At 71.5% G+C, this 22,807-nt stretch carries 20 protein-coding genes; 6 read left to right on the forward strand and 14 right to left on the reverse strand.

The genetic code is table 11. The features are described 5' to 3' along the window. Nucleotides 1-13 precede the first annotated feature (13 nt). From OHA64_RS36365 to zapE, 7 genes are all read right to left on the reverse strand, one after another. Nucleotides 14-1,534 carry an FAD-dependent oxidoreductase gene (locus tag OHA64_RS36365; RefSeq protein ID WP_405620529.1) on the reverse strand — a complete coding sequence of 507 codons (1,521 nt, stop codon included), beginning with the start codon at nucleotides 1,532-1,534 and terminating at the stop codon, nucleotides 14-16. Between the two features lie 88 nt (nucleotides 1,535-1,622). After that, on the reverse strand, nucleotides 1,623-2,990 hold the full coding sequence (locus OHA64_RS36370) for a PhoX family protein (protein WP_405620531.1): 1,368 nt from the start codon (nucleotides 2,988-2,990) through the stop codon (nucleotides 1,623-1,625). A gap of 91 nt (nucleotides 2,991-3,081) precedes the next feature. After that, nucleotides 3,082-3,858 (reverse strand): slipin family protein, encoded by a 777-nt coding sequence (locus OHA64_RS36375; protein ID WP_405620533.1) that lies wholly within the window; start codon nucleotides 3,856-3,858, stop codon nucleotides 3,082-3,084. A 174-nt stretch (nucleotides 3,859-4,032) separates the two neighbouring features. Further along, nucleotides 4,033-5,526, reverse strand: coding sequence for a SulP family inorganic anion transporter (locus tag OHA64_RS36380; RefSeq protein ID WP_405620535.1), 1,494 nt, complete (start codon nucleotides 5,524-5,526; stop codon nucleotides 4,033-4,035). 8 nt (nucleotides 5,527-5,534) lie between these two features. Continuing rightward, the gene (locus OHA64_RS36385) at nucleotides 5,535-6,113 is read right to left on the reverse strand and encodes a carbonic anhydrase (RefSeq protein WP_405620537.1); all 579 of its coding nucleotides are present in this window, start codon (nucleotides 6,111-6,113) and stop codon (nucleotides 5,535-5,537) included. A 77-nt stretch (nucleotides 6,114-6,190) separates the two neighbouring features. After that, nucleotides 6,191-6,583, reverse strand: coding sequence for a hypothetical protein (locus OHA64_RS36390; RefSeq protein WP_405620539.1), 393 nt, complete (start codon nucleotides 6,581-6,583; stop codon nucleotides 6,191-6,193). A 317-nt stretch (nucleotides 6,584-6,900) separates the two neighbouring features. Next, nucleotides 6,901-8,010 carry a cell division protein ZapE gene (gene zapE / locus OHA64_RS36395; RefSeq protein WP_405620541.1) on the reverse strand — a complete coding sequence of 370 codons (1,110 nt, stop codon included), beginning with the start codon at nucleotides 8,008-8,010 and terminating at the stop codon, nucleotides 6,901-6,903. 173 nt (nucleotides 8,011-8,183) lie between these two features. Here zapE and OHA64_RS36400 point away from each other — a divergent pair, with 173 nt between their 5' ends. From OHA64_RS36400 to OHA64_RS36420, 5 genes are all read left to right on the forward strand, one after another. Further along, nucleotides 8,184-8,987 (forward strand): pyrimidine reductase family protein, encoded by an 804-nt coding sequence (locus OHA64_RS36400; protein ID WP_405620543.1) that lies wholly within the window; start codon nucleotides 8,184-8,186, stop codon nucleotides 8,985-8,987. A gap of 219 nt (nucleotides 8,988-9,206) precedes the next feature. Then, nucleotides 9,207-9,680: an indole-3-glycerol phosphate synthase gene (locus OHA64_RS36405; protein ID WP_405624261.1), complete on the forward strand. Its 474-nt coding sequence runs from the start codon at nucleotides 9,207-9,209 to the stop codon at nucleotides 9,678-9,680. 180 nt (nucleotides 9,681-9,860) lie between these two features. Then, complete coding sequence (gene murC / locus OHA64_RS36410; protein ID WP_405620545.1) at nucleotides 9,861-11,255, forward strand: UDP-N-acetylmuramate--L-alanine ligase; 1,395 nt, start codon at nucleotides 9,861-9,863, stop codon at nucleotides 11,253-11,255. A gap of 29 nt (nucleotides 11,256-11,284) precedes the next feature. Continuing rightward, entirely contained in the window at nucleotides 11,285-11,692 is a 408-nt protein-coding gene (gene msrB, locus OHA64_RS36415; RefSeq protein ID WP_405620547.1) for a peptide-methionine (R)-S-oxide reductase MsrB, read from the forward strand. Nucleotides 11,693-12,081: 389 nt separating this feature from the next. After that, entirely contained in the window at nucleotides 12,082-12,612 is a 531-nt protein-coding gene (locus OHA64_RS36420) for a hypothetical protein (RefSeq protein WP_405620549.1), read from the forward strand. Nucleotides 12,613-12,625: 13 nt separating this feature from the next. Here OHA64_RS36420 and OHA64_RS36425 read toward each other — a convergent pair whose 3' ends face one another. Genes OHA64_RS36425 through OHA64_RS36440 form a run of 4 tightly spaced genes read right to left on the reverse strand, consistent with a single transcriptional unit; the run spans nucleotide 12,626 to nucleotide 16,448 of the window. After that, nucleotides 12,626-13,957 (reverse strand): NAD(P)/FAD-dependent oxidoreductase, encoded by a 1,332-nt coding sequence (locus tag OHA64_RS36425; protein WP_405620551.1) that lies wholly within the window; start codon nucleotides 13,955-13,957, stop codon nucleotides 12,626-12,628. Further along, the gene (locus OHA64_RS36430) at nucleotides 13,954-14,748 is read right to left on the reverse strand and encodes an amino acid ABC transporter ATP-binding protein (protein WP_405620553.1); all 795 of its coding nucleotides are present in this window, start codon (nucleotides 14,746-14,748) and stop codon (nucleotides 13,954-13,956) included. The genes OHA64_RS36425 and OHA64_RS36430 overlap by 4 nt, the downstream gene beginning before the upstream one ends. Further along, a complete protein-coding gene (locus OHA64_RS36435) occupies nucleotides 14,745-15,500 on the reverse strand; it encodes an amino acid ABC transporter permease (protein ID WP_405620555.1) in 756 nt (251 codons plus the stop codon). The genes OHA64_RS36430 and OHA64_RS36435 overlap by 4 nt, the downstream gene beginning before the upstream one ends. A gap of 9 nt (nucleotides 15,501-15,509) precedes the next feature. After that, a complete protein-coding gene (locus OHA64_RS36440; protein WP_405624263.1) occupies nucleotides 15,510-16,448 on the reverse strand; it encodes a substrate-binding periplasmic protein in 939 nt (312 codons plus the stop codon). 210 nt (nucleotides 16,449-16,658) lie between these two features. On the opposite strand from OHA64_RS36440, the gene OHA64_RS36445 reads away from it, so the two are divergent. Then, nucleotides 16,659-17,918, forward strand: a complete 1,260-nt coding sequence (locus OHA64_RS36445) for a CdaR family transcriptional regulator (RefSeq protein WP_405620557.1) — start codon at nucleotides 16,659-16,661, stop codon at nucleotides 17,916-17,918. On the opposite strand, the gene OHA64_RS36450 is transcribed toward OHA64_RS36445, so the two are convergent. The 3 genes from OHA64_RS36450 to OHA64_RS36460 are packed head-to-tail and all read right to left on the reverse strand — an operon-like array spanning nucleotide 17,843 to nucleotide 22,676. Then, on the reverse strand, nucleotides 17,843-19,147 hold the full coding sequence (locus tag OHA64_RS36450) for an extracellular solute-binding protein (RefSeq protein ID WP_405620559.1): 1,305 nt from the start codon (nucleotides 19,145-19,147) through the stop codon (nucleotides 17,843-17,845). The genes OHA64_RS36445 and OHA64_RS36450 overlap by 76 nt on opposite strands. Then, nucleotides 19,144-20,370: a hypothetical protein gene (locus OHA64_RS36455; protein WP_405620561.1), complete on the reverse strand. Its 1,227-nt coding sequence runs from the start codon at nucleotides 20,368-20,370 to the stop codon at nucleotides 19,144-19,146. Before OHA64_RS36455 ends, OHA64_RS36450 begins: the two co-directional genes overlap by 4 nt. Then, a complete protein-coding gene (locus OHA64_RS36460; protein ID WP_405620563.1) occupies nucleotides 20,367-22,676 on the reverse strand; it encodes a tetratricopeptide repeat protein in 2,310 nt (769 codons plus the stop codon). The genes OHA64_RS36455 and OHA64_RS36460 overlap by 4 nt, the downstream gene beginning before the upstream one ends. Nucleotides 22,677-22,807: the final 131 nt, after the last annotated feature.

A 22,807-nucleotide genomic window follows, 5' to 3' on the forward strand; every position in this document is an offset into this window, starting at 1 on the left:
GGCTACCGCCCGCTCAGATCTCCCGCTGCTCCAGCGGCCGGACCGCCGGTCCCTCGACCACCTTGCCGTCCGTGTCGAAGCGGGAGCCGTGGCAGGGGCACTCCCAGGCGCGCTCGGCGGCGTTGAACGCGACCAGGCAGCCCAGATGGGTACAGCGCGCGGAGAGGGCGTGCAGATGGCCGCCCTCGTCCCGGTAGACCGCGAGCCGGCCGCCGTCGGTGCGGACGACGGCGCCCTCGCCGGGCGGCAGGGACTCGACCGGCGGCGAGGGCCGCAGCCGGTCACCGACGAAGTGGCGGGCGACCTCCGCCTGCGTCTTGAGGAACGACGGCGCCTCGCGCACCGTCGAGCGCAGTCGGCGCGGGTCGTACAGCTCGCTCCACGCGGACCCCTCGCCGGTGATCAGCGAGGTGAGCAGCCGGCCCGCCATCATCCCGCCGCTCAGTCCCCAGCCGCCGAAGCCGGTGGCCACGTAGGTGTGGTGCGCGCCGGGGTGCATCGGGCCGACCAGCGGGACGGTGTCCGTGGGGTCGTTGTCCTGGGTGGCCCAGGCGTGCGTGAGGGTGACGCCGGCGAAGTGCTCGGCCGCCCAGTCGGCCAGGTGCTGGAAGCGCGCGCGGGTGTTGCCGGTGCCGGGCGTGAAGTGCTCCCCGGTGACCACCAGGAGGCGCTCCCCGGCCCCGCCGGACGGTGCCGTACGGACCGAACGCGTGCCCTCGTCCGGCGTGATGTACATGCCTTCCGGGTCGCGGTCCGCGGCCATCGTCCCGGCGACGACCAGCTCACGACGCGGGGAGAGCCGGGTGAACAGCAGGGACCGGTCGAAGACCGGGTAGTGCGTGGCGACCACCACGTGCCGCGCGGTCACCGTCGCCCCCGCGTCGGTGGTCAGCCGGCACGGCCGGCCCTCGTCCAGCCCGACGACGGTGGTGTGCTCGTAGACGTGCGCCCCCCGCGCCACCAGGTCCTCGGCGAGGGCCAGCAGGAATTTACGCGGATGGAACTGGGCCTGCCCGGTGACCTTCACGGCGCCCGCCACCGGGAACGGCAGCCCGGTCTCCGTCACGAACGACGCCGGTAGCCCGGCCTCGTGCGCCGCCTTCGCCTCGGCCAGCAGCTCCTGCACACGGTCCGGGTCACGGGAGTACGTGAAGGCGCTCCGGCGCTCCCAGTCGCAGTCCACGCCGAGCTCGTCCGCGATCTCCGCGGCCCGCTCGATCGCCTCGGTCTGCGAGCGGGCGTACAGCCGGGCTCCCTCGGGGCCGCGGGTGCGCCGCAGCTTGTCGTAGATCAGGGTGTGCAGGGCGGTGAGCTTGGCGGTGGTGTGCCCGGTGACGCCGGCCGCGACCCGGTCGGCCTCCAGCACCGCCACCTGCCGGCCGGCCCGCGCGAGCTCCCACGCCGTGCTCAGTCCGGCGACCCCGGCGCCGATGACGGCCACGTCCACCGTGAGGTCGTCGGCCAGTGCGGGGCGCTGTGGGCCAGGCGCGGTCTGGAGCCAGTACGAGCCGCTGACGTGCGGGTTCTCGGTCATGCGGGCCGAGTACCCCGTCCAGACCGGTTCACCTCCCGAGCAGTCGCCGACGGTCCGCCCCGACGTCGAGGCGGACCGTCGGACAGGGCTACCTACGCCAGGGTCCCGTCACCGCGAACGTCGTTCCGGGTGTGTAGCAGTTGACGTACATCGTCTCGCCGTCGGGGGAGAAGGTCACTCCGGCGAACTCGCCCCACTCCGGTTTCTCGGGGGTCCCGATGTTCTGGCGGCCCCGTGCCATCGGGTACACCTCGCCGCGCCGGGTGACGCCGAAGACGTGCTGGGCGCCGTTGCCGTCCTCGCAGACCATCAGGCCGCCGCTGGGGGCGAGACAGATGTTGTCCGGGGACTCGCCCGGCAGCTGGACGTCGGTGTCCGGTCCGAAGACGATCACCAGGGTCAGCCGGCGCGCCGACGGGTCGTAACGCCAGATCTGACCGAAGTGGTCGGCCGCCGAACCCTCCGCGCTGTGCGCGAACGACGACACGAAGTAGACGCTCTTCCCGCCCCAGTAGCAGCCCTCCAGCTTCTGCGCGTGCGTGATGCCCTTCGGGCCGAAGTCCTGGAGGCGGACCGGGGTTTCGGCGGCGAGCGGGTCCGGTACGTCGACCCACTCGATGCCCTCGAACGTGGCGCCCGTCTCCTGGATCGAGGACAGGTCGGGTACGCCGGGCACCCGCATCGCCTGGAGCCGGCCGCCCGCGCGCAGCGAACCAGTGCCGCCCAGCGGCTTCTCGGGCAGGAAGCGGTAGAAGAGGCCGAAGGGCTTGAGGAAGGCGTCCTCGGTCTCGTAGACGACGCCCCGTTTCGGGTCGACGGCGATCGCCTCGTGCTGAAAGCGGCCCATCGCGGTCAGCGGGACCGCGCCCGAGCGGTGCGGGTCGACCGGGTCGACCTCGAAGATGAAGCCGTGGTCCTTGGTGTAGCCGTTGGTGCCGGCCTTGTCCTCGGTCTCCTCGCAGGTCAGCCACGTGCCCCAAGGGGTGGGCCCGCCCGCGCAGTTGACGGCCGTACCGGCGATCGCGACCCGCTCCGACAGCACGTCGCCCCGGGAGTCCAGCGTGAGGGCCGTACAGCCGCCCTTGCCCGCCGGGTCGTAGGTGAGGCCCTTGACGGTCGGGACGGGGAGGGCGGCCGTGTTGCGGTTCTCGTGGTTGCGGACCAGGTGGACGCGACCGTGTCTGCCGGGGAAGGCCGACATGCCGTCGTGGTTCGAGGGGACCTTGCCCTCGCCGGAGCGGAGCGGGTCGCCCTCGCGGGAGAGGACCTTGTAGCGGAAACCCTTCGGCAGATCCAGCAGGCCCTTCGGGTCGGGGACCAGGGGACCGTAGCCGGTGTGGCCGAGGGACTGCGCGGCGGCGGTGCCCGCGAAGAGTTCGGGGAGGGCTCCCGTGAAGGCGATGCCCAATCCCAGGGCGCCGGACCGGGCAAGGACGTGACGTCGTGTTGCGGACATGGCGGTGCGACCTTCCTGCTGGCGGACAGGAACTGTGACGCCGCTGTGTCTATCACCTGGGTCGGGCTCGGGGAACCACGCGCGTAGCGTGTCACCGGTCCGCCGGGTGTTCCTGCGCCCTTTCCAGGAAGCGCAACAGTTCCACCGGGAAGGGCAGGACCAGCGTGGAGTTCTTCTCGGCGGCGACCGCCACGATCGTCTGCAGCAGCCGCAACTGGAGGGCCGAGGGGGTGTCCTCCATCTGCTGGGCGGCCTCGGCGAGCTTCTTGGAGGCCTGGAGTTCGGCGTCCGCGTTGATGATCCGGGCCCGCCGCTCGCGGTCCGCCTCGGCCTGCCGGGCCATGGAACGCTTCATCGTGTCCGGCAGCGAGACGTCCTTGATCTCCACACGGTCGATCTGGACGCCCCAGCCGACGGCTGGACTGTCGATCATCAGCTCCAGCCCCTGGTTGAGCTTCTCGCGGTCGGACAGCAGGTCGTCCAGATCGCTCTTGCCGATGATCGAACGCAGCGAGGTCTGCGCCATCTGCGAGACCGCGAACCGGTAGTCCTCGACCTGGACGAGGGCGTTGGCCGCGTCGACCACCTTGAAGTACACGACGGCGTCCACCCGCACGGTCACGTTGTCGCGGGTGATGCCCTCCTGGCCCGGCACCGGCATCGTGACGATCTGCATGTTCACCTTGTACAGCCGCTCGACGAACGGCACCACCGTCGTGAATCCCGGCGACCGTACGTCACCGGCGAGCCGTCCGAGCCGGAAGACCACGCCGCGTTCGTACTGCTTGACGACCCGTGCCGCCGCGGAGATGTACACGATCCCGGCGGCACCGGCGGCCACGGCCGCCGTCACAAGCTCCTGGAGCATCCCGACCTCCTCGGGAAGAGGTCCGCTGTGTCTGCTCCTGCAACGATATGCCCGGTGCCTGGTCCGGGGCCATGACAGGCCCCGGACCAGGCACCGGTGCGACTACGGAGCGGTGGTCCTCACCGGCTCCTCCATCGACTCCTCGACGGACTTCTTGAGGGACTCCTTGAGGAACTACGCCGTGGTGACTTTCACCGGCTCGGGCTCCGGCTCGGTGACCCGGACCGGTTCCGTACCGACCGCGCTGTGCCGTTCGGCCCAGTTCTCCAGTGCCGTACGGCAGGCGTGGTCCAGGTGGTGCAGCCCGGACAGGTCGAGCTCGACCGGGCGGTCCTGGGGCAGCGCCTCCAGGCTGTCGAGGATCTTCGGCAGCCTCAGGAAGGTCGCGTTGCCCGACAGATGCGCCTGGACGGGGCCGGCGCCCTTGTCGACGACCTCCATCTTGAGGTGCGAGGCCTCCCAGGCGGTCTTGACGACGGACAGCGCCAGACCGATCAGCACGCCCTCGAACATGTTCACCGCGACGATGGACACGGCCGTGACCATCAGGATCAGTGCCTCGCCACGGTGGCCCCGCCACAGCGAGACGATCTCGCGGAAGGGGATCAGCTTCCAGCCCGCGTGGACCAGGATGCCGGCGAGCGCGGGCAGCGGGATCAGTGCCAGGGTCGACGGCAGCAGCACCGCGAACAGCACCAGCCACACACCGTGCATCACCCGGGACGCCTTGGTCTTGGCGCCCGCCTGGACGTTGGCGGAGCTGCGCACGATGACCGCGGTCATCGGCAGCGCGCCGAGCGCGCCGCACACCGCGTTGCCCGCGCCCTGGGCCATGAGCTCCTTGTCGTACTGGGTGCGCGGACCGTCGTGCAGGCGGTCCACCGCGGCCGCGCTGAACAGACTCTCGGCGGAGGCGATCAGGGTGAAGGCGATGATCGTGCCGAAGATGGCCGGGTTGGCCAGCTCGCCGAAGGCGTCCATGCCGGGCGGCTGGATGGAGTCCAGCAGGCCGTTCACCTCGACGGTGGCGATCGGCAGACCGAACACCTGCGTGACCGCCGTGGCCAGGACGACCGAGGCGAGCGCGCCGGGGACCGTCCGTACCTGCTTCGGGAGCCGCTTCCACAGCACCATCACCGCGATCGCGCCGGCACCGACCGCGAGCGAGGCGAGCGCCTCGGTGCTGCCGAGCGCGTCGGCCGCGGCCCCGGGCAGCCCCAGGATCTTGTCGAGGCCGGAGGTGGGCGCCTTCAGGCCCGCCGCCGAGTACAGCTGGCCGGCGATGAGCACGAGGCCGATGCCGGCCAGCATGCCCTCGACGACCGAGACGGATATCGCCCGGAACCAGCGCCCCAGCTTCAGGGCGCCCATGATGAGCTGGAGCAGGCCGGCGGCCAGCACGATCACACCGAGCGCGGGTAGTCCGAACTCGTTCACCGCCTCGAAGACGAGGACGGTCAGACCCGCCGCGGGCCCTGAGACCTGGAGGCTGCTGCCCCGCATGAGGCCGGTGACGAGGCCGCCGACGATGCCGGTGACGAGCCCGAGCTCGGCCGGCACCCCGGAGGCGACGGCCACGCCGACGCACAGCGGCAGCGCGACCAGGAAGACGACGAGGGAGGCGGCGAAGTCCTGCCTCAGATAAGGGAACTTGCTTCGGTTCTCCACGGCGGCCCTCACAGTGCGCGGTAGGTGTCGGAGGAAACGTCATGGGTCAGGACCGACCCGGTGTGCACCTCGTAGTACCAGGCGTGCAAGGTCAGTTGATCCTCCGCCAGCTTCTTCTCGATGAACGGGTAGGAGCGCAGCCGCAGTACCTGGGCCAGGACGTGGCTCTGCACTCCCTCGGCCACACACGGGTCCTCGACCGCGCCCGTCGGGCGCGGGGTGGCGTGTGTGAGCCAGTCGCGCACGGCCGGTACGGAGGTCAGGTCGTCGCCGCGGACCAGGGCGCCGACGGCACCGCAGTGCGAGTGGCCGCAGACCACGATGTCGCGGACGCCCAGCACCTCCACGGCGTATTCGATGGTGGCAGCCTCGCTGGTGGGGTGCTCGGAGGCGTACGGGGGGACGATGTTGCCCGCGGTGCGCAGTTCGAAGAGCTCGCCGGGACGGGCGCCCGTGATCAGCGCCGGGACGACCCGGGAATCGGAGCAGGTGATGAACAGGACCTGCGGGGACTGGCCTTGGGCCAGCTGGGCGAACTCCTCAGGGCGCTGTCCGAACGTGCGGGCGTTGTCGATGAGGGGCTGCATATGTGGTGACTCCTCCTGGCGCGCCGAAGGCGCGTCGGGCTTACATGACAGAGGTGGGGGGAATTACTGCTCTGCTGTCAGCAGCGGAAGACCTGGAGTGCGGCCGGAGAGTGCGCTGTCGAGGGTCTCGACAGGTGGAACGCGCCGGCCGGCACTTGTTCGCGCGCGTCCGCCCGGGACTGAGCCGGCGCCGGGCGCGCGGACCCCTCAGGGACCAGGTCGACGGCGCGATGCCGGTCGCGGGTGTGCAGGGGACCGGTCGGGTCTCCCTCGGTACCGCAGTGTCGGTGCGTGGCGATCTCGTCACGCAGCGCCTTCCCCGGGTGTTTGATTCCGGGCTGAGCTTTGGCCACCGCTTGACGGGGCGTATGCGCGGTTGCGAAGGACGCGGCGGGTGCGAAGAACTGGAGGGCGAGGAGGACGGCGGTGAGCAGAGCCAACGCGGTGCGTACCGGTGTACCTCGGAACATGTGCCCCCCTCCAGGCAAGTTGCGTCTCCGGCCCATCTCTAGTCCGGACCAACGGTTGGTCAATTGCAGGTCAAGAAACACATTAACCCGGCAAAGACATTTGCTGGGTTAACTTAACGTTTCGAGCTGAAGAGAGGCTGAAGCGTGCGCGGTGGGTGGCGTGAACCGGCTCTTGATCTTGGGGAGTCGGTGGGGTAAGCGCTGAGGGGACCGATCGGTGAGATCGGTCCCCTCAGTCACGTCTGTCAGGTTTGTCGGGCCGTCAGATCTGTCAGATCTGTCAGGTCTGTCAGGCTGTCAGAAGTTGATCGGCGGGATCAGCTCGACTCGACGAGCCCCTTGGCGTCCCGGGCCAGAGCGGTCAGGCGCGAGATCGCACGGAAGTACTTCTTGCGGTAGCCGCCGTTCAACATCTCCTCGCTGAACAGCCGGTCGAAGGGCGAGCCCGAGGCCAGGACCGGGACTTCACGGTCGTAGAGCCGGTCCGCGAGGACGACGAGCCTGAGGGCCGTCGACTGGTCGGGCACGGCCTGGACGCCGGTGAGGCAGACCGCCCGCAGGTCGTCGGTCAGGGCGCCGTAGCGGCTCGGGTGGACGCGGGCGAGGTGCTCCAGCAACTGCGGGAAGGCGTCCAGTGAGGCGCCCGGCGTGGCCAGCGCGGCCTGGGTGACCTGCTCGTCGCTGTAGGGCGCCGGGGCTTCGGGCAGGCCGCGGTGGCGGTAGTCCTCGCCGTCGATGCGCAGCGCGCGGAAGTGCGCGGACAGGCCCTGGATCTCACGCAGGAAGTCGGCGGACGCGAAGCGGCCCTCGCCGAGCTTGCCCGGCAGGGTGTTGGAGGTGGCGGCGAGGGCGACACCCGCGTCGACCAGCTTGCCGAGCAGGGTCGAGACGAGAACCGTGTCGCCGGGGTCGTCCAGCTCGAACTCGTCGATGCACAGCAGACGGTGACCGGAGAGGGTCTGGACGGTCTTCTGGAAGCCGAGGGCGCCGACGAGGTTGGTGAGCTCGACGAAGGTGCCGAACGCCTTGAGCGCGGGCTCGGCCGGGGTGGCGTGCCAGAGGGAGGCCAGCAAGTGGGTCTTGCCGACGCCGTATCCGCCGTCGAGGTAGACACCGCGGGGGCCGGCGGGGGTCCGGGGCGCCTTGGGCCTGCCGAAGCCGAGGAAGCCGCCGCGCCGGCCGGCGCCGGTGGCGTGCGCGCCGCCGAGTCCGGCGGCGAAGGACTCGAGGACCCCGACCGCTTCCGTCTGGCTCGGCTGGTTCGGGTCCGGGATGTACGTACTGAAACGCACCGAGTCGAACCGCGGCGGCGGCACCATCTCGGCGACCAGCCGATCCGCGGGGACATGCGGCTCACGGGCGCACAGGGACAGCGGGGCGGCGTCGGCTATGGAGCCGAATCCGGACGCGGCGGGGGTGGTAGACACGGTCACCCATGCTAGGCCCTGTGGGAGCGGGCCGGATGGCCGCTTCGGTGGGGCCGGAGGCGCCCGCGGGGCGGCGCCGCACCGGTGGTCCGGCCCCTGGGCCCGCCAGGGTGGCCCGAACGTCCGGGCTTTCGGGACGTGAGGATTCCCCTCCGCGTGGAACACTCCACGGCATGCGACGCCTGTTCCCTGTGACCGACGAGACAGCCGAGACGGCGGCCCGGACCCGCGGTGAGGGTGAGTGGAGCCTTGCCGAGCTGGCCGAGGCCTATGCCTACCCCGAGCCGGAACCCGAGGCCGGCGCCGGCGGGCCGGGGGTCTGGTTGCGGGCCAACATGGTGTCCACCCTCGACGGGGCCGGCCAGCACGACGGACGTTCGCAGCCCATCTCCAGCGCGGCCGACATGCGGATCTTCGGCACCCTGCGGGCCCTCGCGGACGTGGTCGTCGTCGGTGCGGAAACGGTACGTCTGGAGGGGTACCGTCCGGCACGCGCGCGGGACGAGTTCACCGAGGCCCGACAGTCCGCCGGGCAGGGTCCCGCACCGGCGATCGCGGTGGTCAGCGCGAGCCTGGAGCTGGACTTCTCGCTCCCGCTGTTCACCTCGCCCCTGGTGCCCACCCTGATCCTCACGGGCGCCGCTGCCGCCCCGGACCGGATCGCCACCGCCGAGAAGGCGGGCGCCCGGGTGGTGACCGCCGGGGACGGCGTCGGCGTGGAGCCCGCCCGTGCCGTCCGGGCGCTGGCCGAGCTCGGTCACACCCGGCTGCTCACCGAGGGCGGTCCACGGCTGCTCGGTCAGCTGGTGACCGCCGGGGTGCTCGACGAGCTGTGTCTGACCGTGTCCCCGATGCTCACCGCGGGAGACGCGCAGCGCATCGCCGGGGGGCCCTCGGTCGGGGTGCCGCAGCGGTTCGCCCTGGTGTCACTGCTGGAGGAGGAGGGTTTCCTGTTCAGCCGGTACCGGCGGACCTGAGCCCGGTCGGGCGAACAGTGTCGTTTGTTCTGAAATGGGACGACCAATGCTGCTGGGCCCCGACATCGCCGGAATGTTTTCGTTCGGTTCGGTTTCCGGCGGGCACACTGAATCCGGCAGTACCCGTGCGATCACGGGGCAGGATGGTTTCCGCAGGGTCTGGCAGGCCGACGCGGAAGAGAAGACCCGCCCGGGTCTTCGAAGGAGAAGGGGCGTTTGGTGTTCACAAGCGTTTTGATGATCGAGAAGGCCCTGACGTCCGCCGATGTGGAGTTCGTCACCACCTTGCACGGTGACGAGCAGGTCGGGTTCCATGTGCTGCTGCAGCCGCGCGGCGACCAGGCGGACCGGCTGCTGCGGGCCATCGACGACGTCGCGCTCGGCGAGCTCGACGATGCGGCGCGGGAGCGGGAGACACCGGAGGGCCAGGAGGCGAGGGGGCCCGCGGAGCAGGCGCTCGACGTGTCCCTGAGGGCCCTGCGGGCGGCCGGCAGCGAGGCGGACGGACGGCTGATCGAGGACCACCCGCTGGACGCACTGAAGTCCCTCGTGGAGGAGATCGGCGCGGACGAGGTCATCGTGCTGACCGACCCCCACTACGTCGAGGAGTTCTTCCACCGGGACTGGGCGTCGCGGGCGCGTCACAAGGTGGGGGTGCCTGTGCTGAAGCTGTTCTCCCACAGCAAGACGTAGCCGTCACGGCAAGACGTAGTCGTCCACAGCAAGACGTAGTCGTCAGCAAGGCGTAGCCGTGCGGGTGCGGGTCCGTCGTGGCTGGTCGTGCGGTTTCCCCGCGCCCCTGAGTCTGCCGCGACCGCCCCGCGCAATAAGGTGGGGCCTCACCGTCGTATCGCACCCCTGGGAGAAACACACATGGCACCCGGCCTCCCCACCGCCATGGACCGACCGCACTTCATCGGCATCGGCGGCGCCGGGATGTCGGGCATCGCGAAGATCCTCGCGCAGCGCGGGGCCCGGGTGGCGGGAAGTGACGCCAAGGAGACCGAAACCGCCCAGGCGCTGCGGGCACTGGGCGCGACCGTGCACATCGGGCACGCGGCGGAGCATCTGGCCGACGACGCCACCTGTGTTGTCGTCTCGTCGGCGATCCGGGCCGACAACCCGGAGCTGGCGCGGGCGGCCGAGCTGGGCATCCCGGTGGTCCACCGTGCGGACGCCCTCGCCAGGCTGATGGACGGCCTGCGTCCGATCGCGGTCGCCGGCACCCACGGCAAGACCACGACCACGTCGATGCTCGCCGTGTCGCTGAGCGAGCTGGGCCTTCAGCCGTCGTACGCGATCGGCGGGGACCTCGACGTCCCGGGCTCCAACGCCCGGCACGGCGACGGCGAGATCTTCGTCGCAGAGGCGGACGAATCGGACCGCAGCTTCCACAAGTACGCCCCCGAGGTCGCGATCGTCCTCAACGTCGAGCTCGACCACCACGCGAACTACGCGTCGATGGACGAGATCTACGAGTCCTTCGAGACGTTCGCCGGTCGGGTCACCCCGGGGGGCACGCTGGTGATCGCGGCGGACCAGGACGGCGCGCGCGAGCTGACGCGTCGGGTGGCGGCCGGTGACCTGCGCGTGGTGACGTACGGCGAGTCCGAGGACGCGGACGTACGGATCCTGTCCGTGACGGCCCAGGGGCTGAAGAGCGAGGTCACCGTCCTCCTGGACGACGAGGAGCGCACCTTCGCGGTCTCCGTGCCCGGCCGGCACTACGCGCACAACGCGGTGGCCGCGCTGGCCGCCGGTGTGGCGCTGGGCGTCCCGGCCGCCGAACTGGCGCCGGCGCTGGCCGCGTACACGGGCGTCAAGCGGCGCCTCCAGCTGAAGGGCGAGGAGGCGGGTGTGCAGGTCATCGACTCCTACGCCCACCACCCGACCGAGATGACGGCGGACCTGGAGGCCATGCGCGCGGCGGCCGGGGACGCGCGCATCCTGGTCGTCTACCAGCCGCACCTGTTCTCCCGCACCCAGGAGCTGGGCAAGGAGATGGGCGAGGCCCTGGCCCTGGCCGACGCCTCGGTCGTCCTGGACATCTACCCGGCCCGCGAGGACCCGATCCCCGGGGTGACGAGCGAGCTGATCATGGCGGCGGCCAGGGCGGCGGGCGCGGACGTGACCGCGGTCCACGACAAGGGCGAGGTGCCGGAGCTCGTCGCGGGAATGGCGAAGCCCGGTGATCTCGTTCTCACCATGGGCGCGGGAGATGTGACGGACCTCGGCCCGCGCATCCTGGACCGTCTCGCACAGAAGTGACTCGCACAGAAGTAAAGGGGTTGGCCAACATGTCGTACGACGTCGAGAAGCCGGACGAGCAGTGGCGCGCGGAGCTGACCCCGTCCGAGTACGCCGTGCTGCGTCAGGCGGGGACCGAGCCCGCCTTCACGGGTGAGTACACCGACACCAAGACCCAGGGCGTCTACTCCTGCCGTGCCTGCGGTGCCGAACTGTTCACCTCCACGACGAAGTTCGAGTCGCACTGTGGCTGGCCGAGCTTCTTCGATCCACGCGATTCGGACGCCGTGGAACTTGTGGCCGACGGTTCGCACGGGATGGTGCGTACCGAAGTGCGGTGTGCGCGGTGCGGTTCGCATCTCGGGCATGTTTTCGAGGGTGAGGGTTATCCCACTCCGACCGATCAGCGGTACTGCATCAACTCGATTTCGCTGCGTTTGGTGCCGGGCGAGGTCTGAGGGCGGGGGCGTTACCGCCCCTGTGAATGCGTCGACTCGCGAAGTCGTCGGGTTCCGCCAGGTCACAACGGGGTCGACCCCGATTCGGGTCGACCCCGTTCGCGTTCCCAGGGCTTCGGTGGAGAACGGCACTCCAGTGACCTCCGATACCGCGAGTTCCCGCGCTGTATGAGGGGCGGATGCTCGAGTGGCACATCCGCCCACCGCATAAGGTCAACTGAATTCTCGGACCTCGCCGAAATCGCGGGACTGTCCGGTGACGCTTTACCGGCTGGAGATTTCAGGTATTTCCGGTGGGCGTCGATGGGCCCACGTTGATTTTTGAAATGCTTTCCATTCTTCTCCGGCCTTTTCCGGTAGGGTGACGCCACCATTCAAAGGGGTCGACGATGCAGCGATATGCGGCGCGGGCGGCGGCGGTGCTCGGCCTGGTGGCGGTCTTCTGCACGGGGTGCGGCGGTTCCGGAGGCGAGGCGCGTTCGGCCCGGCCGTCGGGCAGTTCCGTGCCGCCGTCGAGCGAGCCGCCCGCACCGACCAAGGCGGAGATCGCCGAGAAGGTGAAGAACGCTCTGGAGGAGCGCATCTCGGCGGACGAGGAGAAGCTCGGGTCAGGTGTGGATTCCTCGTGTTCGCCGTCGTCACCCCAGCTCTTCACCGCCAAGTGCCAGGCGGCGGCCGATGTCACATCCGACGCTGCCGCTCTGGCTTTGCGTGAAATCGACGGGCGTACGGGATTCGCGACGCTGGACGCCAGTGCGCGGAAAGTCCAGGCGGCCGTACGCAGGTACGAATCCATGGGGTGCGCGACCGAGCCCGCAGCAGCGGACATCCGCCGGGCCTGCCTTGATCCGGCGGCCGTGATAGCGCAGGGATTCTCGGACCTGCGCGACGGGGCCAACCTGGGCCTGGCGGGCAAGTAGGCAGGAGGAACGGTCAGCTCCCGTTCGCCGCGCCCTGACCTCGTCGGGGACTGAGCCGCCCGCGCAGCCGGTCGAAGCGGAACGGGGCCAGTTCCTCGGGGCGGCGGCCGGTGCGGACGAACTCGGCCAGCCGGTGGCCGGTGGCCGGGCCCAGGGTGACGCCCAGCATGCCGTGACCGGTCGCCGCATAGACGTTGTCGTGGCCCGGTACGCGGTCGATGACCGGAAGCCCGTCCGGGAGGAAGGGCCGGCCGCCCACCCAGGGATCGCGGATCAGGCCGACCAGGTCGTCCGGGTCGTCGAACCAGGGGCCCAGGTAGTGCCGGCTGGCGAGAGCCACGGCGACCACCCGACGCCAGTCGAGGCGGTTGTTGTTGCCGCTGAGTTCCATCGTCCCGCCGATCCGCGTGGTCGCGCCGATCGGTGAGGCGACGGCCCGGCGTTCCCCGAAGTACAGGGTGTGCCGGGGTGCCGGGGTCAGGTCGACCGAGAAGCTGTAGCCCTTGCCCGCCTGCAGCGGCAGCGGGGCGCCGAGGTCGCTCAGCAGCCGCGCGGAGCGCATCCCGGCCGCGACGACGACGGCGGCACAGGGGATCTCACCCTGGGTGGTCCGCACGGCGGCGACGCGTCCGGCCGAGGAGCGGAACCCGGTCACGTCCGCCTGCTCGTGGATCTTCACCCCGGCCGCGGCGAGGGACTCTCCTAGTCCTCGGGCGAACGCCTCCGGGTCCACCACGCCCTCGCCCTCGACGAGGTACGCCGCGCGCACCCCGCTCGACAGGGCGTCGTCCAGCAGCCGGGCCCGGTCGCCGGTGACGACGTCGTCGGGGATCGGGTAGCGGCCCTCGGCCATCTCCCGCTGGACGGCGAGATGATGGCGGGCCTCGGCCGGGGACAGGAAGGCGTGCACCATCCCGGGACGCGTCAGGGTCGTCTCGACGCCGGCCTCGCGCAGGCCGTCGAAGAGGTCGAACGTGGTGCGGTTCAGCTCGGCGATCGCCGCGTAGCCCCGCCGGAAGGTGTCCGGTGTGCTGCTGCGCCAGAACCGCCACAGCCAGCCTACGAAGGCCGGGTCGGGGAGCGGACGCAGATACAGCGGCGAGTCCGGGCGCCCCAGTGAGCGCAGCGCGTAGCGGACGACACCCGGGGCGGGGACGGGAGTCGAGTGGCTGAGGCAGATCCAGCCCGCGTTGCCCCGGGACACCCCGGAGCCCAGTCCACGCCGCTCGACGATCTCGACCGGCAGCCCGGCCGCCGCCAGGTAGTACGCCGTGCACAGGCCGACGACACCGCCCCCCACGACCACGACGGGTCCGGCGCCGGCCGGGCCGGGTGCCGCGTTCATGACGTGGATCCGAACGCGGCGAGGAACTCCCGGGTGCGGGCCTGGGCGGGGTTGTCGATGACGTCCTGCGGCCTGCCCTCCTCCACGATCCGGCCGCCGTCGACGAAGACGACGTGGTCGGACACCTCCCGGGCGAAGGGGAGTTCGTGGGTGACCAGCAGCATCGTCATTCCGTCGGCGGCCAGTTCGCGCATCACGCTCAGCACCTCCCGGGTGGCCTCCGGGTCCAGGGAGGAGGTGGGTTCGTCGAAGAGCAGCACCTCGGGCCTCAGCGCCAGCGCCCTGGCGATGGCGACGCGCTGCTGTTCTCCGCCGGAGAGCTGCTCGGGCTGGGCGAGGCCGCGGTGGGCCACGCCGACCCGGCGCAGCAGCGCCACGGCGCGCTCCAGCGCCTCCTGCTCCGGGATGCCCGCCCTGCGCTGGGCGAGGACGACGTTCTCCACCGCCGTGAGGTGCGGGAACAGATGGAAGCGCTGGAACACCATGCCGACGGTGCGGCGCAGCCGCGGCAGGTCACGGCAGACCGTCCGGCCGCCCTGGTGCACCACTTCGCCGGCCACCTCGACCGTGCCCTGGTCCGGGCGTTCCAGCAGGTTGACGCAGCGCATCAGGGTCGTCTTGCCGCCGCCGCTCTGTCCGATGACGCTCACGATGCGGCCCCGGCCGACCTCCAGGTCCACGTCGTCGAGGACCACCCGGCCGTCGAAGGACTTGCGCAGGCCCTCGATGCGGACGACCGCGTCGGTGCGGGCCGGTGGAACGGCTTCCGCCGTGGTGAGGGGCTCGGTCATGCCGCCGCCTCCTTCCGTGCGATGTCCGTGCCGAGGTCGGCCGCGAGCAGCACGCGGGCCGCGCGCACCCTGCGTCGTCGCCACGGGGACAGGGGGACGCCCGCCCGCACCTTCCGCTCCAGGAGCAGCAGGAGCTGGGAGAGCGGATAGCACAGGGCGAAGTAGAGGCCGGAGATGACCAGATACACCTCCAGGGCCCGGAACGTGGCCGAGGTGATCAGCCGTCCCTCGGACATCAGCTCGGCCGCCGAGACGGTGACCAGCAGGGAGGTGGACTTCAGCAGGTCGACCAGCATGGTGTTGGTGCCGGGCAGCGCCTGGCGGACGGCCTGCGGCAGCACCACATGGCCGAAGATGCCCGCCCTGCCGAGCCCCAGTGCCTCGCCCGCCTCGGTCTGTCCGGCGTGCACCCCGCCGATCGCGGAGCGGAAGATCTCGGAGAGGTAGGCGGCGTAGAAGACGACGAGGCTGACGCAGCCGGCCGTGAACACGTCCAGCCGGACGCCGGCCGACGCCAGGCCGAAGTACGTCAGGAAGATGATGGCCAGCAGCGGGATGTTCTTGAACACCTCGGTGTACACGGCGGCCAGAGCCCGCGCGGGCCAGGCGCGGCTCAGGCGGAGCAGGGCCACCGCGAGGCCGAGCAGTACCGCGCCGACGAAGCTGACCACCGTGTACGAGACGGTACGGCCGAGGGCGTCGAGCAGGTCGGGCCGGTAGTCGGACCACGGGACCTGGAAGAGACCGGACATGTCATCCCCTCACTGACCGGCGGGTGCGACGGACGGCGGTGTCCAGTCGGCGGGCCGGTCCACTCCGCGGCGCACGGTGGCGACATCGGCGGCCGGCTTCAGGAACTGCTCGGGATCACCGCCGTACTTCTTGACGAGCTTCGCCAGCTCACCGTTGGTGTACATGGCGTCGATCTGCGCGGAGATCGCCTTCTCCAGCCGCGTGGCCTTCTTGGGGAGGTAGAAGCCGGTCTGGTACGGCTGGAAGTACTCGTAGGCGGGCTGGGCCTTGACCTGCGCCGCGGTCGGCGGTGTCAGGTACTCCGTGGCGATCTTCAGGTCCGGGCGCTGTTTCTGCGCCGCGATGATGATCAGCGGGTCGAGGAAGCCGACGTCGACACGGCCCGCGCCGAGGTCGTCGAAGACCCCGTTGGCGTCCGGGTAGGCGTGCAGCTTCGCACCGGGTACGGCCTGGATCGACTTGACCCAGACATAGCCCTCGACGGTGCCCAGGTTCCGGCCCTTCAGGTCGTCGACGGTCTTGTACGTCTTTCCGTCGCGCACCGCCATCGCCGGGGGAGAGTAGTAGGGCGGGTCGGTGAACAGGCCCTGTTTCTGCCGGTCGGCGGTCCAGGCGACACCGCCGATGGTGATGTCCACCCGGCGGGACTGGACCCCGGCGAGCATGCCGGCGAAGTCCGTGACCTGGGGTTCGACCTGCAGACCCAGCTTTTTGGCCACATAGCCGAGGATGTCGCCGTCCAGGCCGACGATCTTGTCGTGCTGGACGCTGGTGTAGGGCGCGTACGGCTGCACGGCGACCTTGATGACGCCGGGGGTGAGCGTGCCCAGCGCGGCGGTCTTCGCCGAGACTTCCTTCGGGGCGTCGCTGTCCGAACCGCACGCGGCGACCGTGGACAGCGACAGCAGGGTGGACAGGGCGAGAGCGAGCGAGCGCACACGGATCATCGGCACGGGCCTTCCGTATCGGCACTGAAGGAACCCGCCGTTCACTGCGCTGTGCCCCCGGCGGGGAGGTGGTGGGGCCATACGTTATGGAGCGGCCCCGTCGCGAGTCACCGTTCACTCCGTACGAAGTTGTGGCCGGAATCGATCGTTCCCCTGTACGTTGCGACCAGTCCGGCCGGCCCGGCTCGCCCCAGGACGGGAGGAACGCTCGTGCTGAGCCCGTCACTCGCGCAGGAGATCGCCGGGGACACCTCCGCCGTCATCGGTTTCAACGTGCTGATCACCGACGCGGAGGGCATGGTCATCGGCAGCGGTGACAGCAGCCGGGTCGGCAGCTTCCACGAGGCGTCCGTCGAGGTCATCCGCACCAAGGAGCCCGCCACGCACAACGCCTCGCAGGCCCAGCTACTGCGCGGCGTGCGCCCCGGCGTCACCCTGCCGCTGGTCACCGACGGGCAGGCGGTGGGGACCGTCGGCATCACCGGTACGCCCGCCCAGGTCCGGCGCTTCGGACTGCTGGTGAAGCGCCAGACGGAGATCCTGCTGCGGGAGTCGGTCATGCTGCGCTCCCGGCTGCTGGCGGAACGGGCGACCGAGAAACTGCTCGCCGACATCGCCTCCTACGACCCCCAGGTCGTCGAGGGGGACTTCCTGGTGTACCGGGCCGCCGAACTCGGCGTCGACCTGCGGCTGCGACGGGTCGCGGTGGCGTTCGAGGTGGCCGTGCCCGCGACGGCCCTCCGTCGGCCGGGCGCGCCCGGCCGGGACATGGCGCTGGTCCGCTCGGAACTGCTGCGCACCGTCCGCGACGTCTTCGCCGACCCCCAGGACATCGTGGCCGGCACCGCTCCCGGCTGGATCGGCGTCCTGCACCGGCTCCCCGCCCGGCGTTCCACGGCCGCCCTGGTCGCCGACTGCCGCCGGGTCGTCGACGTCATCGCGGCGCAGGACGGTCTGACCGCCCGGGCAGGCATCGGCGAGCCGGCCACCTCCGTGGGCGGACTGCACGACTCCTACCAGGACGCGTGCGACGCGCTGCGCCTCGGCGCCCGGCTGACCGGCGGCTCCCCCGTCCAGCTCGTCAGCGACCTGCGGGTCCACCAGGTCCTGGCGGGAGTGAACCAGTCCGCCCGCAACCGCCTGATCGAGCTCACCACGGCCGGACTGCGGACCCAGCCGGACTGGCCGGCGCTCCGCGACACCATCACCGCCTGGTGCGAGAGCGGCTTCAACCTGGTCCGGGCCTCAGCGGCCCTGCACATCCACCGCAACACCGTGGTCTACCGCATGCACAAGATCGAGCAGCTCACCGGCCGCCCGCTGCGCGAACACCGGACCACCATGGCCCTCTACCTCGCCTGCCTGGCGGATCAACTGGGCGGTGGCGGCCCGGCTCACCCGGCGGGAGACGCGCACAGGTCCTCCGGCGGGCGGAACGAGCGGTCGGCGGGCGACTCCTCGGCCACCTGAGCCCGTACCGTCTCCAACTGCCGTAGCAGCAAGTCGAGTTGCTCCTTGGCAGGGGTCCCGAAGAACTCCAGGACCGCGCGGTGGAAGGCGTCCCGCAGCTCGGGCGGCATGACGTCGGAGGCGTCGAAGCACAGGGTCCGGGCGCCCGAGGTGAGCAGGGTGTCGATCTTCCGCTCGGTCGGGTTCGCGGGCGGCGGCCCGGGGGCGTCCGGGAACAGCGGGCGCGCCTCCGGGGCCGCCGCCGCCCGCCAGCGGGCCCGCCCGGTCGCGCTCGACAGCCGTTCCACCAGCTGCTGGGCCGCCGGGTCGGCACTGAAGACCGCGGCCATGTCGCCGGACACCTCGTAGGTGTCGCGGTACGCGGCCCGGCCGTCCAGGAAGCCGGCCGACGGCTCCATACGGAGGTCGTCGCCCGCGTACACGTATCGGATGAAGGCGCTCTGGTGCTCGTGCGTGCAGTCGAAATCGGGGGAGTTCAGCAGGCCGAGGGGCGCTCCCGGGCCGTCCGGGCCGTCCGGTCCGGAAGCGCCCTCGTACGAGGTGATGAGGGAGTTTTTGATCGACGCGTTGGTGCGCTTGCCGAGCAGCCGGGCCCAGGTCGTCCAAGCCCGCCGGACGGCCGGGTCCTGCCAGCTGAGCCTGCCGGCGGCCCATTTCGTGTAGAGCGTCGGGCCCGCCTGGTGGAGCAGGATGTCCTCGACCCAGTCCGTGCCGGGCCAGCCCGAGGTGGCCTGCGAGGCCAGGCCCACGCACCAGGTCGGGGCCGCGTCCGAGGCGCCTTGCTTGCTCCACACCAGGCTCTTCAGGTCGACCTTGAGCGGCACCCAGTACGTACCGCGCTTGCCGTCCACGAGCAGTGTCGGCGCCCACGGCGGGTACGCGCGCCCGGCCATCGTTTCGGGCAGGGGATTCAGCAGGCCGCGACGGGCGTACTCGGTGAGTTCGCCGATGCTGTTGAGGATCGCCACGTCCGGAGGGTCGTCGGCCTCCAGCTGTGAGACCAGCGTCTCGCGCAGCGATCGGGTGCCCTCGTAGGTGTACGTCCGTCCCGTCCCGTCGTCGAGCCGCTTCAGGGCCGCCTCGAAGGCGTCGCCCTCCACGCCCGTCCACGGGCCCAGGACCACGAGGGGGACGGGGGTCTTCGAGGCGCAGCCGGGCACGAGGGCCACGGTGAGCAGACAGAGCGCGGCGAGCAGGGTGCGCAGGACGCGGTTCGGGACGGCTCTCATACGGCGCCTCCCGGGCGGGCCACCACGAGGTACTCGCGGCGGTACGTGTGCAGGGCGCCGCCGACGAGGCAGGCCGTGGCCAGGCCCGCCGGGATCACGAACGGGCCCACCCCGTCCAGGAAGGCGAGCCGTCCGTCGGCGAGACCGTCGTCGATCCGGTCGGCCAGGACCTCGACGGCCTGCGGGTCGGGGGCGGCGAAGGGGTGCTCCTCGGCGACCGCCTCCGTGTCGGGCGAGGTCCGCTCGGCGAGCGTGTCCGCCACGGGGAGGGCGTCGTTCTGCGCTCGCTGGGCGAGCAGCGCGTCGACGGTCAGCAGGGGTAACGCGAGCAGGGGCAGGGCGGCGGCCGCCAGCGGGACGCTCAGCCGGATCCGGAAGCGGTGGTGCAGGAAGTCCAGCGTCCGCCAGAGCCCGACGGCGAACAGGGCGAGGGCGAGTGCGGAGACCACGGCGGCGGCGAGCACGCGCCCGCCCCAGACCGCCCTGTCCGCGAGCCGCTCGCGCAGTGTCCGCTCCAGAGCGGACACCCGGTCCACGATCGCGGTCGCGCTCGAACCGGTCGTGGCCTCGCACGACCGGTAGTGCCCGCCGCCGGCCGTGGGGGCGAGCCGGGTCGAGCAGAGCATGCTGCGCGCGTAGGCCAGCACGGCCTCCCGCAGCATCTCGTCCCCGATCTCGTCCCCGATCTTGTCCCCAACGGGCTCCTGGGCCTGGCCGATATAGCCCGTGTAGCCCACCAGCAGCGCGGACACCACGCGCAGCTCCTGCTCCTCGGCCACGGTCAGGGCTCCGCTGCTGATGACCTGGTTCAGGCTCTGCGTGGCCCGCGTCACCCGGGTCCGGTACCGGTCGCCGAGCCCGCCGATCCCCGCGGCCCGGCCCTCGCCGATGTTCTTCTCCGCGGCACCCTGCGCGATGAACAGCGAGGTCCTGGCGTCGGCGAGGCCGACCAGCGCGGGCGTCAGCCGGTCCCGCACGAACGCCGAGTCGTCGCGTACTTCCGCGTGCGCCCAGCCGAACGCGGAGAAGCCCACGACGGCGAGCAGCGGCAGCGCGACCAGCCGGTCCCGCAGGAACGCGCGGTTACGGACACCGTCCGCCGTCGGCCACAGATACCGCCGCACGAGGCGGCCGATCTGCACGGCCACCGCCCAGACGGCCCGGGCTCCGCGGGGGAGGCGTGCGGGCAGCGGGACGCGGGAGCCCGCGTGAGGCAGGCTCACTCGCCGTCCTCCCGGGTGCTCTTCGTGGTCCGTGCGGACGACGGCGGGCGGGCGACCGTCCGCAGCCAGTCGCCGGCCCGCTTTCCGAGCCATGGGCTGTCCCTGTGGTGCCGGAAGGCGAGCGGGCGTACCTCGTAGGCGCGGTCCAGCAGGGTCTCCGCGACGGCCGCGTCCTCGGGGACGGCGGACCGGGCCGCCTGCCGGGCGAGGGCGAGGTAGAGACGGGACAGGTCCCTGCGCAGTCCGGCGTCGTCGGACGGCAGCCCGAGCCGTACGTCGGCGCCCGCCGCCAGCGCGACCAGGCCCGGCGCGTCGAGGACACCCCGGGTGAGCGCGTCCCGTACGGCCTCCCACACCTCCGCCGTCATCCGGACCCGGGCCTCCTCGTCCGTCAGCCCGTGCGCGTGGAAGAGCCGGGCCAGCCGCGCCAGCACCTCCTGGAGCCGCTCGGTCACCTCGCCGGGGTGTTCGGAGGTCCGCACGTGTTCCACTCCGACGCGTACGGCGGCGGTGCGCGCGGCGGTCCGGTGCCGCGAGTGCTGCGGCACCGCGTCCAGCGCCTGGACGGCGTCGTCCCGGGCCCGCTCGCCGCCGAGCGCGAGGCGGGCCCGCACCGCGCCGAACGTCGCGCTGCCCAGGGACGGGTTGCGCAGCCGCACCGCCTCGTAGAAGGTCAGCGCCTCGTGCCGTTGGCCGAGGCGTTCGGCGCAGTGCCCGAGCGCGAGCTTGGGCGCGTACTCGCCCGGGATCGCCGCGTAGACCCGGTCGAAGTGCCACCAGGCCGCGTCCACCTGGTCCCGGCCGAGGGCGAGCAGCCCGCGGTGCCAGTCGAGCCGCCAGTCGTACGGGGCGCGCTCGGGCCCGATCAGTGCCTCGGCGGCCCTCAGTTCGAGCTCGGCGTCCTCGGTCGCGGCGCCGGGAACCCGCAGCTGTACGCGGCAGCGCAGCAGATGGACCTCCGGGGACTCCCGCCAGTCCACGGTGTGCTGGAGCAGCGCCTCGGGTGCCGCGTCGGCGAGTCTGCTCAACTCCGCGTGGTGGGCGTCGTCCGGATCGGGCCGCGGGACGGGCAGCCGCTGCGCGACCACGGCGGGCGTCGGCGGCGCGTACGCGTCGGGGCCGTCCGGTACGGGGGTGTCCGGCGCTGCCCAGCGGGCCAAGGGCGGTGCGGACCCGAGTTCACCGTCGAGGGCGTACGGCGACTGGAGGAACAGCGGTGACGGCTCGAAGGTCTCCGTCCCGGTGCGCAGCGAGCGTAACTCCCGGAACACGCCCCGCAGTTGCTGTTCCATCTCGTGCGCGGTGGCGAACCGCTCGGCGCCCTCGCCGCGGGTCGCGCGGTGCAGGACCCGGGCGAGCGAGAGGAGGCCGAGTCCCCGGGGCGCGGGTGCCGTCATTCCGTACGTCTGAGGGACCGTGCCCGACGCGTCCAGCTCCCTGAGCATGTCCAGGGCGCCCAGCTCCGCCAGGTGCTGCGGCGACTGGCCGAGTCCGCTGAGCCGTCGCAGCGTCTCGCCCAGGCTGAACAGGTCGTCCTGACCGGTGGATTCACCGTCCGGGCCGACCGTCGGGGCGCGAAAGCCCTCCGTGGTGAGGCCGCGCATACCGGCCGCGCGGACGCTCCCCACGTCGACGATCTTCGTCGTGGTGCCGTCGTGCATGACGTTGTCCGGCTTCAGGTCGCCGTAGACCTTGCCCACCCGGTCGCTGTGCAGATAGCCCAGCGCGGCGAGGATGCGCACTCCGTAGGCGAGCACGAACTCGTGGAAGCGGCTGCCGCCGAACTCGGCCGGGTTCGCCTGGGCCCGGGCGCGCACCTCCTCCAGCGTGAGCCCGTCCACGTACTGCAGCACGAGGAAGTCGCCGATCTCGGGATGATGCCCGTAGTTGAAGACCCGGATGATGTCGTCGTGGCTGAGATCGACCAGCGCCCGCCGCTCCCGGACCAGGGCGACTGCCGCCCGCTCGGGGTGCAGGATCTTGATGGCGACCTCGCGGTGGTCGACCTTGGTGTCGAGGGCGAGGTGGACCTCGCCCATCCCGCCGTAGCCGAGCTTGCGGATCAGCTTGTACTGCCCGGCCAGCAGCTCGCCCGCCGGCAGCGGCAGGCCGTCCGGGTCGGCACCCCGGGACGCCGCGCGCTCCCGCAGCGTGATCGTGGGCAGCAGGCTCGGGTCGGGACTCTCCTCGGGCAGTTCCACCTGCGCGTCCCGTGGAGAGGGTGGCGGCGCGACGATCAGCGGCCCGAACGATCCGTCGGAGGACGGTGGTTCACTGAACGCGCCCGTGCCCGAAGCCCCCTCCATGCGTCCTCAGAATAGCCGCGCGGGCCCGGAATGGCTCCGGTGTCGCATGAGGAGGTGGTGTGTCCAAGTCGCACACGGTGCGGTGCCGGCCGCTGCCTCGACGACGCGGGCGCCTCGGAATCGTCCTCCTC

Source organism: Streptomyces sp. NBC_00076 (assembly GCF_045041235.1).
In the GTDB taxonomy this organism is placed as follows: Bacteria; Actinomycetota; Actinomycetes; order Streptomycetales; family Streptomycetaceae; genus Streptomyces.